At 36.4% G+C, this 10,968-nt stretch carries 11 protein-coding genes and 1 pseudogene; 9 read left to right on the top strand and 3 right to left on the bottom strand.

Features of this window, described 5'->3' with window-relative positions:
- The 8 genes and pseudogenes from KI356_RS23470 to KI356_RS23435 all read left to right on the top strand — a co-directional run.
- Positions 1-245: pseudogene (locus KI356_RS23470) on the top strand (amino acid permease); the annotation flags it as partial.
- 282 nt (positions 246-527) lie between these two features.
- Positions 528-1,403 (top strand): cytochrome aa3 quinol oxidase subunit II, encoded by an 876-nt coding sequence (locus KI356_RS23465; RefSeq protein ID WP_212936618.1) that lies wholly within the window; start codon positions 528-530, stop codon positions 1,401-1,403.
- Positions 1,404-1,436: 33 nt separating this feature from the next.
- Positions 1,437-3,371 (top strand): cytochrome aa3 quinol oxidase subunit I, encoded by a 1,935-nt coding sequence (gene qoxB, locus KI356_RS23460; RefSeq protein ID WP_002204397.1) that lies wholly within the window; start codon positions 1,437-1,439, stop codon positions 3,369-3,371.
- A gap of 13 nt (positions 3,372-3,384) precedes the next feature.
- Entirely contained in the window at positions 3,385-3,987 is a 603-nt protein-coding gene (gene qoxC / locus KI356_RS23455; RefSeq protein ID WP_000729319.1) for a cytochrome aa3 quinol oxidase subunit III, read from the top strand.
- Positions 3,988-4,299, top strand: coding sequence for a cytochrome aa3 quinol oxidase subunit IV (gene qoxD, locus KI356_RS23450; RefSeq protein WP_128282846.1), 312 nt, complete (start codon positions 3,988-3,990; stop codon positions 4,297-4,299).
- 269 nt (positions 4,300-4,568) lie between these two features.
- Positions 4,569-6,398: a monovalent cation:proton antiporter family protein gene (locus KI356_RS23445; protein WP_212936617.1), complete on the top strand. Its 1,830-nt coding sequence runs from the start codon at positions 4,569-4,571 to the stop codon at positions 6,396-6,398.
- A gap of 18 nt (positions 6,399-6,416) precedes the next feature.
- Positions 6,417-6,707: a DUF4022 family protein gene (locus KI356_RS23440; RefSeq protein ID WP_128282844.1), complete on the top strand. Its 291-nt coding sequence runs from the start codon at positions 6,417-6,419 to the stop codon at positions 6,705-6,707.
- 14 nt (positions 6,708-6,721) lie between these two features.
- Positions 6,722-7,159, top strand: coding sequence for a GNAT family N-acetyltransferase (locus tag KI356_RS23435; protein ID WP_212936616.1), 438 nt, complete (start codon positions 6,722-6,724; stop codon positions 7,157-7,159).
- Positions 7,160-7,198: 39 nt separating this feature from the next.
- On the opposite strand, the gene KI356_RS23430 is transcribed toward KI356_RS23435, so the two are convergent.
- The 3 genes from KI356_RS23430 to KI356_RS23420 form a co-directional block, all read right to left on the bottom strand.
- Positions 7,199-7,627 carry a hypothetical protein gene (locus tag KI356_RS23430; protein WP_128282842.1) on the bottom strand — a complete coding sequence of 143 codons (429 nt, stop codon included), beginning with the start codon at positions 7,625-7,627 and terminating at the stop codon, positions 7,199-7,201.
- A 4-nt stretch (positions 7,628-7,631) separates the two neighbouring features.
- The gene (locus KI356_RS23425) at positions 7,632-7,832 is read right to left on the bottom strand and encodes a helix-turn-helix transcriptional regulator (protein WP_000301182.1); all 201 of its coding nucleotides are present in this window, start codon (positions 7,830-7,832) and stop codon (positions 7,632-7,634) included.
- 134 nt (positions 7,833-7,966) lie between these two features.
- Positions 7,967-9,259 carry an NCS2 family permease gene (locus KI356_RS23420; protein WP_088057556.1) on the bottom strand — a complete coding sequence of 431 codons (1,293 nt, stop codon included), beginning with the start codon at positions 9,257-9,259 and terminating at the stop codon, positions 7,967-7,969.
- A gap of 266 nt (positions 9,260-9,525) precedes the next feature.
- Between KI356_RS23420 and KI356_RS23415 the strand changes: the two genes are divergently transcribed.
- Positions 9,526-10,917 carry an amino acid permease gene (locus KI356_RS23415; RefSeq protein ID WP_212936615.1) on the top strand — a complete coding sequence of 464 codons (1,392 nt, stop codon included), beginning with the start codon at positions 9,526-9,528 and terminating at the stop codon, positions 10,915-10,917.
- Positions 10,918-10,968 lie beyond the last annotated feature (51 nt).

The following is a 10,968-nucleotide window of genomic DNA, read 5'->3' as shown; positions in this document are numbered from 1 at the left end:
TCGTGAAAAATGGCGGCAACATAAATGATTTAAAATATCGTACACCACTTTATCCAATAGTTCCAATCGTAGCTTTCTCACTCAATTTCATTACATTTATTAGTTTAGCTTTCATTCCAGATCAGAGAATTGCTCTTTATTGCGGGATTCCATTTATGATTATTTGTTACATTTTATCCCAAGTTAAATATAAAAAAGTTGTCCAATTTGAACAGCAACGAAATATAACTCAGAAAATAAACTAAATATACTAAATATTCAGCTATCTTTCTTATGATAAGATAGCTTTTTTCTATTTCTTGGATATGTTGGTATAACTTTATTTATCTTAAAATTTCTACAATCACGTTTTTCTCTGGAAAATAGTTTACAATGTTATCAAGTTACAAATGATATTCACCTTAAAAAGTGTGCATTTGTGTCTATTTTTTAACAATATGACAAAAACTATTGCCATCTATAAATTAATAGGTTTATATTATTTTATTGGCATAGTTTCAATCCAAGGAGAAAGGAGATTTTCAATCGTGCAACTAAAGAAAGCATTTTGGAAGTTGGCTTCGCTTCTTCCGTTATCATTAGTTCTGTTCCTCGGTGGCTGTGATAAAAAACTCGCAGTATTAAATCCGCAAGGACCTGTTGCAAAGGCACAGTATGATTTAATTGTTTGGTCATTCGTGCTTATGTCATTAATTATCGCAATTGTATTCATCTTGTTTACAGTCATCTTGATTCGTTATCGTGAAAAACCAGAGAATATGGACTATGAGCCACCTGATCAACACGGTAACACATTATTAGAAATCATTTGGACGATTATTCCTGTTATTATCGTTATCGCATTATCGATTCCAACAGTTAAAGCAACTTATGCTTCGGAAGAGGTTCCGCAAGAGTCCAAACATATTAAACCAGTTGAAATTTATGTTACATCTGCAAACTGGAAATGGTTATTTAGTTATCCGGAGGAAAAAATTGAAACCGTTAACTATTTAAACATCCCAGCTGGTGTACCAATTCAATTTAAACTGACTTCTGTAGGTCCAATGAATGCTTTCTGGGTACCAGAACTTGGTGGTATGAAGTATACAATGGATGGCATGATCATGGACTTATATTTACAAGCTGACAAACCAGGTTCTTACCTAGGTCGTAGCTCGAACTTCTCAGGTGAAGGATTTACTCACATGGAATTCGAAGTTGAAGCAAAAACTAAAGAGAAATATGATAAGTGGGTAAAAGAAGTACAAGAAACTGCCCCTAAATTATCAGAAGAGAAATACAACGACATTATTAAACCTGGTGTAGTGGGGCGTATGACGTTCTCTAGTCACCACTTAAGTTATGTAGATCCAAAATCACTTGAATATTGTGATTACAACTACTACAAAAACAAAAAATAATAGCTATTATTCCAACAGATTGGAGTGAAAACAGTGAAGCTTGATGAATTTTTTGTCACAGGTGACCCGATTATTTACGGAGCTGACGCATCTATCGTTCTTGTGACATTAGCGATTCTTTTCGTACTAACAAAGTACAAAAAATGGAGATGGCTTTGGGATGAATGGTTAACAACTGTTGACCATAAAAAAATAGGGACCATGTATATTATCTCTGCCGTTATAATGTTATTCCGTGGTGGTATGGATGGTTTAATGATTCGTGCCCAGTTAACATTCCCAGATACAACATATTTAAACGCTGAACACTATAACGGAATCTTTACAACACATGGTACAGTTATGATTCTTTTCATGGCAATGCCATTCGTTCTAGGATTAATGAACGTCGTTGTACCATTACAAATTGGTGCTCGTGACGTTGCATATCCGTTCTTAAATGCTTTAAGTTTCTGGTTATTCTTTATTGGAGCAATGTTATTCAACATCGCTTTCGTAATCGGTGGTTCTCCAGACGCTGGGTGGACTTCTTACTTCCCAATGGCGGGTACAGAGTTTACTCCTGGTGTAGGAAATAACTTCTACGCAATCGCCTTACAGATTTCAGGTCTTGGTACGTTAATGACAGGTATTAACTTCCTAGTTACTATTTTAAAAATGCGTACACCTGGCATGAAATTAATGAAAATGCCAATGTTTACATGGTCTATTTTAATTACATGTGTAATCATTATTTTCGCTTTCCCAGTGTTAACAGTAGCTCTTGCATTAATGACATTTGACCGTCTATTTGATGCTCACTTCTTTACGATGGCGAGCGGCGGTATGCCAATGCTCTGGGCCAACTTGTTCTGGGTATGGGGTCACCCTGAAGTGTATATCGTTATTTTACCGGCATTCGGTATTTTCTCTGAAATCATTAGTACATTCTCACGTAAACGTCTATTCGGTTACAGTGCGATGGTATACTCAATGGTTGCAATTTCTTTACTGAGTTTCGTCGTATGGCTTCATCACTTCTTCACGATGGGTGCAGGTCCAGCGGTTAACTCATTCTTCTCGATCTCGACAATGGCGATTTCGATTCCAACCGGTGTTAAGATCTTTAACTGGTTGTTTACACTGTATAAAGGACGTATTCGTTTTACAGTTCCAATGCTTTGGTCATTGGCATTTATTCCAAACTTCGTAGTTGGTGGAGTTACAGGGGTTATGCTTGGAATGGCAGCAGCTGATTATCAATACCATAACAGCTACTTCCTAGTTGCTCATTTCCACTACGTATTAATCGCAGGTACAGTATTCGCTATGCTTGCTGGATTCACATTCTGGTATCCAAAAATGACAGGTCATATGCTAAATGAACGCCTTGGTAAATGGACATTCTGGATCTTTATGAGCGGATTTAACATCTGTTTCTTCCCAATGTACTTCCTTGGTTTAGATGGTATGACTCGTCGTATGTACACTTACTCTGAAAGCCTTGGATGGGGTTGGTTGAACCAAATCGCATCTGTCGGCGCAGTAATGATGGGTATCGGATTCGTACTTCTTTGTTACAACGTAATTTGGAGTGCACGTCACGGTGAACGTGATACAACTGGAGATCCATGGGATGGCCGTACACTTGAATGGGCAACTCACTCTCCTGTACAACATTACAACTTCGCGAAACTTCCTGAAATTAAAGAAGCTGATGCTTTCTGGTTCATGAAAAAACGCGGAGAAACAATTACACCAACAGCAGATGAATTAAAACCAATTCACATGCCAAGTAATTCTGGTGTGCCTATTATTATGTCTGCATTCTTCGGTCTTGCAGGTTTTGCATTAGTATTTAGCTGGTTCTGGATTGCAGCAATCGGTGGTATTGGTATTTTAGGTTGCTTAATCTATCGTTCATTCGATTATGATGATGGCTACTACGTAAGCGTTGATGAAATTAAAGAAACAGAACATATAGCATGAGAGGTGAAATGACATGGCGGCTTTAGATAAAAGCTTACCTTTGGAATATCAATCCGAGCAAAGCAGATTGAACATCCTAGGATTCTGGATTTTTCTTGGGGCTGAAATTATGCTGTTCGCAACACTTTTCGCCTCTTATCTAGTCCTTGCTGGTCGTACGGCTGATGGCCCAACACCAGCGCAATTGTTTGAAGTTAAGACACTTTTAATTCAAACACTGTTACTTTTAACAAGTAGTTTTACATGTGGTATCGCAATTCACGAAATGCGTAAGCACAACCAAAAAGCAATGCTTGGATGGTTCATCTTTACATTACTTTTAGGTGCAGGTTTCCTATTCTTCGAGATCGAAGAATTCATTATGTACATTGGTGAAGGCGCAACGATTCAGACAAGTGCTTTCTTATCTGGATTCTTCGTTCTTCTTGGAACGCATGGTGCCCACGTAACAGGTGGTATCATCTGGGCAACTTGTGTTATCATCCAAATTTTAAAACGAGGTTTAACACCAGTTACAGCTCGTAAAGTATTTATTATCAGCTTATACTGGCATTTCCTTGATCTTGTTTGGGTCTTTATTTACACACTAGTTTACTTGAACGGGATGGTGGCGTAGATGGCTCAAAATAACAATCAAGCAAACGGGCATGCGCATAGCGGATTCCCTTGGTCACACGTTTTCGGATTTATTTTATCGCTTGCACTAACGTTTCTAGCGTTATACGTGGCACTTTACACAGACTTGCCACTTTCAACGATCTTAACAACTATTATCATAATGGCTGTTGCGCAAGCGTTGTTACAATTAATTATGTTCATGCACTTAAAAGAAGGAGAAGGAAACATTCAAATTCTTACAATGATATACAGTTTCTTCGTTGCAGCTGCAACAGTTGGTCTTACTGTATGGATTTTCTTCTCAATGTAATTTGCATGAAAAAGACTGCTGAGATTCCTCAGCAGTCTTTTTTTATCCAGCATTAACGAGCAGTAAGACCCCACTGATTAAAGTTTCACTTTATCCCCTCCCCTATTACATCCACATTACGGAATTAACAACAAAATCATGAAAAATATACTTATTATGACAAATTTTAAGAAAAATCTTTCTTTATGAAATCGAATCTATATGCGTTGCTTTTCTTCCTATTATATGGCTAAAATAGGTACTATATTTATTTGAAGGGAGAGAACGCAGTGGAACATCATTCTTCTGTTCTATCACTTATGGTTGTCGTCGCAATCGCGTTTTTCGTTCCCCTTTTGTTACAGCGCTTTAAATTAAAAGCACTTCCTGTCGTTGTTGCAGAAATTATCGCAGGAATCTTTGTAGGTAAAAGTGGATTTAACATCATTGAGCCAGATATGTGGCTTCAAGTCTTATCAACACTAGGGTTTATCTTCCTCATGTTTTTAAGTGGTTTAGAAATTGACTTTTCGATCTTTAAGCAAAAAGGGAAAAAGAATACGACAAACGAACCGAACACATTCCAAGCAGCAAGCATTATCTTCTTATTTATTTTCATTTTATCTTATGCCCTATCGTTACTATTCGTATGGCTAGGATTCGTAGACAATGCAATGTTCATGACTTTAATTATTTCAACTATTTCCTTAGGTGTTGTCGTACCAACATTAAAAGAAAACAACTTAGGAAAAACTGCAATCGGGCAAATCATTTTATTAGTCGCTGTTATTGCCGACTTAGTGACAATGATTTTACTCGCTGTATTCGTCGGATTAAATTCCGAAAGCGGCCAAAGCATGTGGCTTCTACTTCTTCTATTCGGTGCTGGTATTGTAATTTACTTTGTCGCAAGACGTTTTAAAAACATTCCATACCTAGAAAGCTTAAAAGCCGGTAGTGTACAAATTGATACACGAGCTGTTTTTGCACTCATCTTAATCTTAGTTGGATTATCCGAATCTGTTGGGGCAGAAAATATTTTAGGAGCCTTCTTAGCAGGTGTACTCGTATCCTTACTATCACCAAATGAAGACATGGTTGAGAAACTCGATTCCATCGGATATGGTTTCTTCATCCCTATTTTCTTCGTAATGGTTGGTGTAAATTTAGAAGTATGGTCTATTTTTAAAGAGCCTTCTAGTATGCTAATGATCCCAATTCTAATTGTGGGACTCTTTATTTCAAAACTGTTGCCATCACTCGTCTTACGAAAATGGTACCCACGCAATATCGTACTCGGAAGTGCTATTTTGTTAACATCAACACTTTCTTTAGTTATTGCGGCTGCACAAATTGGTGAAAAGCTAGGCATCATTAGCCCAAGTTTATCAGCATCTCTTATTTTAAGCGCAGTTATTACTTGTATTTTTGCACCTATATTATTTAAAAAGATGTTTCCAAAAGTGGAAATACCAAAACCGAAAGTATCTATTATTGGTGCAAGCAGAATTACCCTTCCGTTATCACTTGATCTAAAACGCGAAGATTATGACGTAACGCTATATATGATACGCCAAAATAAAATAAATGATGAGGAAGCGAAATCTCATGACTTCCCTATTGTAAAATTAGATGAGATTACTATTCAATCTTTAATAGAGCAAAAAGCTTTCGAAGCAGACCGTGTTGTTGTTGCGACAAGTGATGATGAACAAAACTTATTATTGGCAGAACACGCAAAAGAATTAGGTGTTGAACACGTCATCGCAAGTGTAGAAGATCCCCTTCTACAAGAAAAAGCAACTCAAGAACATATCGCTGTATTCTCGACTATTAACTCTACACGTATTTTATTACGTGCACTTATTGATAAACCGAGTCTCGTTCGCTTAATTACAACAGCAAATGAAACAGTACGTGAGGTTGAACTACGAAGTAATAAATATAACGGCTTAGCACTTCGGCGCCTTCCGTTTTTAGGTGATGTACTTGTCATTCAAATTTACCGTGGTAATAAAGCATTAATACCACATGGTGATACGAAGTTACAGCATGGCGATACTTTACTTGTAACGGGTTCAAAAGAGCATATTGATACAATGAAAAACATATTGGAATAGAAAATGCCCCTCACATAAATGAGGGGCATTTTCTCAATTTCATATGGTAAAATGTTACTATCACATATTATGGGGATGAATAACATTATGTCTATTTCAACTTTAGCTCTCTTATTATTAGCAGAAGTACTCGTCGCCATTATTCTCATCGGTATTAGCATTGAAATTTGTAGTTATGGATGGAAAAAATCGAATGGAATTAAGTACTTTTGTCTCTTACTTTCACTCCTTCTCGGAACTGCTAGCATACTAGGACTTCTCGTTGCACCGGCATATTTCTTCTTACAACTTATAGAAAAAGGCTTATAAGAAAGGATGATATTATGATTACAGTGAAACATATTGATGCATCTGAAACATACTTATTACGCCAAAAGATTTTGCGCCCCGATCAGCCATTAGAAGATTGTAAATACTCCTCCGACTACGAAATTGACACCTTCCACTTAGGTGCATTTCTGTATGAAGAACTTATTAGCATCGCTTCCTTCTCGAAAGAAATATATCCTGATTTACAAACTGATATACACTATCGTCTACGAGGAATGGCAACATCACCTAACTTCCGAAACCAACGTGCTGGCACTTCTTTAATCTATAAAGCTGAACAAATCCTCCGAGAACGTAAAGTAAACATCCTATGGTGTAATGGACGGATTACTGTAACAGATTATTACAAACGATTAGGTTTTCAGGAGCATGGTGAAATATTCGAGATTGATACAATCGGACTACATAAAGTAATGTATAAAGAAATATAAAAAAGGCTTTCCCAAATACGGGAAAGCTTTTCTTATATTTCAATCTTCACTTTTTATCTTTTTCATATATATGTATATAAATAAACTAGGAATTAAAAAGCAAGCAAACATAATAAGTCCTGTTATACTAATTTCCTTTATCGAAATATCCGGTGTTACAATGATACAAATAGCTAGAATCCCAATAACAATTCCTACTGGAATTAATAATAGTTTCATGAAATAACTACGTGATACTCCGCCCGTATGCTCATACACCTCTACAGAATGTTTTAAATTTAAGAAGTTAATAACTACTATTCCGCCCATAAATATCATTAATAGATCCGAAACACTTTCATAACCTGCCCCTTGCAATACATAGCGATAAAACACAATACTTAGTATGACAATATTCTGTAAGATGAAAGCTAGTCTAATATGTTTTAATCCCTCGATCATTAAACGTTCATCTTTCACGATTTTCACCCTATCACTCCTTTTCCTCCCAAAACAAATCATTCAATGTTTTATCTACCGCATAACAAATTTTCAAACATAAATCTAAAGACGGATTATATTTCCCCTTCTCAATTAAACTAATCGTTTGCCGTGTAACGCCTACTTTTTCTGCTAATTGTTGCTGTGTTAAATCTAACTGAACACGTGCGACTTTTATTTTACTTACAGCCATTCATGTTCCTCCTCTACTTTAATTGTAACATATATATTCCATTTAGTAATTTATAATTTACAAAATAAATTTGAATTTCACCTCATTATACACAAAAAAGGGGCCTCTCATAAGAAGCCCCTCTCCTATCTATATTATAAGAATAAATGACATCCAAATAAAATTGTAAATAAGTATAGTAGCGGATGTACTTCCATCCCTTTCCCTTTCACAATTTTTAAGACTGGATACACTAAAAATCCGATTGCAATTCCATTCGCAATACTAGATGTTAACGGAATACCAACGAAAATTAAAAATGCCGGTAATGCATCTTCAAATTCATTCCAATTAATATCACGAATGCTTTGTGCCATTAAGCTACCTACTATAATTAAAGAAGGAGCTGTAATAGCTGCTACACTTGATAAAGAGGCAATAACAGGGCTAAAGAATGCAGTTATAATAGTTAAACAAACTACTACAATACCTGTCAATCCAGTTTTACCACCTGCAGCAATTCCAGCTGATGATTCAATTGTCGCTGCTGTCGGGCTTGTCCCAAAGATGGAACCTGTAGTCCCGCCAATTGCATCCGCAATGAACGCCTTGCCAAAGCGCTTTTCAGTGTTATCTGTATTTAAACCTGCTTGTTTAATTAAACCAAGTAAAGCACCTGTTGTATCAAATAAAAGTACAAGTAAGAATGAAAAAATAACTCCATATAACCCGTATTGAATTACATCCGAAAATGCATTGATAGGGTTTGAAACAATAATTCCTTCTGGTAAATGTGGCATTGCGACAATGTTATTTTCAAACTTTAATTGCCCTGTAAAGAAAGCAATTACCCCTGTCACAATCATACTAATAAACAATGCACCACTAACGCGTAATACCATTAATACCGCTGCTAACACTAAACCAACTAATGTTAAAATAACAGCCGGTGAATGAAAGTCTCCGATCGTCACCAAGTTAGATGGATGGTCAACGATAATACCCGAAAGTCTCAATCCGATAAAAGCAATAAATAATCCGATTCCACCTGCAATTGCATGTTTTAAACTATCAGGAATTGCGACAATTAGCTTTTGCCTAAACGAGGTGAAAGATAATAAAAGAAAAATAATACCTGTTACAAATACTGCCGAAAACGCAATGACATATGTAATCCCCTCTGCCTGTTGAACAACAGAGTAAGCAAAATATGCATTCATTCCCATAGCTGGAGCAATAACAATTGGATAGTTAGCTAAAAACGCCATACATAGCGTTCCAACAACTGTCGCAATAATAGTTGCTGTAAATGCTTGATCAAATGGTACACCTGCATCAGATAATATTTTCGGATTGATGACAAGAATATACGCAAATGTAAAAAAAGTTGTGATGCCAGCTAAAATTTCTTGCTTCACAGAAGTGTTATACTTTTGTAATTGAAACATACTTATGTACCCTTCCTACACCTGAATTATTATCACACATTCTTTTCTTATTAGTATGTGAGAAAATGTAATACTTAATCTTAACAATCAATAAAAAGAAGAGTCAATATATTCTCTAATAGTGAGAATTTTAAGTTTAAGTCTGACAACTTCAGATATAGTACAGTTCTTTTCTGATTATTTTTGTAGCACAACAGATAGAAATGTTTTATAATTTGAAATAGTTAAATATTTAGGTGACTCATTCTACAAGGGGGATTCTTCTTATGCAGCACACAAACAAATCTGAAACTTTAAATCGAGGTTTAAAAGAACGACATATTACTTTAATGTCACTCGGTTCAGCTATTGGCGTTGGGCTATTTTTAGGATCTGCTTCTGCTATTAAACTAGCTGGTCCTTCCATCTTACTAGGTTATATGATCGCTGGACTCGTTATTTTTTTCATTATGCGAGCGCTCGGAGAAATGGCAATTGAACAACCGGTTGCCGGTTCTTTTAGTAAATACGCTAATGATTATATCGGCCCACTTGCTGGCTATATTACTGGTTGGAACTACTGGTTCTTATGGGTTGTTACTTGTATGGCTGAAATTACGGCGGCTGGAATTTACATGCAGTACTGGTTCCCAGATATCCCGCGCTGGACTTGGGCATTACTAGCTCTTTTATTAATGAGTGCTTTCAACTTCTTATCTGTAAAAGTATTTGGAGAACTTGAGTTTTGGTTTGCTCTCATCAAAATTGTCACAATTATCTGTATGATAGTAGTCGGTGCTGGTATTATTTTATTCGGATTTGGAAATGGCGGCGTTGCAACTGGTATTTCAAATCTTTGGGAACATGGGGGCTGGTTCCCAAATGGCTTCTCTGGATTATTGCTTTCCTTACAAATGGTATTATTCGCTTATTTAGGCGTTGAACTAATTGGTGTTACAGCTGGTGAAGCTCAAAACCCGAAGAAAACACTCGCAAAAGCTATCGATAACGTATTTTGGAGAATCCTAATCTTTTACGTCGGAGCACTATTCGTTATGATGGCAATTTACCCTTGGAACGAACTTGGTGAGAAAGGAAGTCCCTTCGTACTAACGTTCCAGCAAATCGGTATCGCAAAGGCAGCAGGCATTATTAACTTTGTTGTTTTAACAGCAGCTCTTTCTTCTTGTAACGGTGGTTTGTTTAGTACAGGCCGTATGCTATTCACATTAGCACAACAAAAGAAAGCACCCGAAAGATTCGGTCGTTTAAATAAAAATGGGATTCCTAGTCAAGGAATTGTCGCAACAGCAATCGTTTTACTCGTTGGTGTTATATTAAACTATCTTGTTCCTGCAAAAGTGTTTACATGGCTAACTAGTATTTCAACTTTCGGGGCAATTTGGACTTGGGGTATTATATTAGTCGCTCAAATTAAATTCCGTAAAGGATTACAACCTAATAAAAAGGACAAGCTAGCGTATAAAATGCCTTTACACCCATTAAGTTCATATTTCTCACTCGGCTTCCTTGTACTTGTACTAGGTATAATGGCCTATTCAGAAGATACACGAATCGCATTAATCGTCGGTCCAATTTGGCTTATCGGCTTGGCTATCGTGTATTATATGAAAGGTTTTCATAAGATTGATGAAACACCTAATTCAAAAATTAGTTAAACCTATGATCTCTTCCTCATTTACTAGGAAGAGATTTTTTCATTATTCACA

Origin of the sequence: Bacillus hominis, from assembly GCF_018332515.1 — a bacterium.
GTDB lineage: Bacteria > Bacillota > Bacilli > Bacillales > Bacillaceae_G > Bacillus_A > Bacillus_A hominis.
Note: the sequence above shows the minus strand (reverse complement) of the source record. Positions and strands in the feature narration are given on the sequence as shown.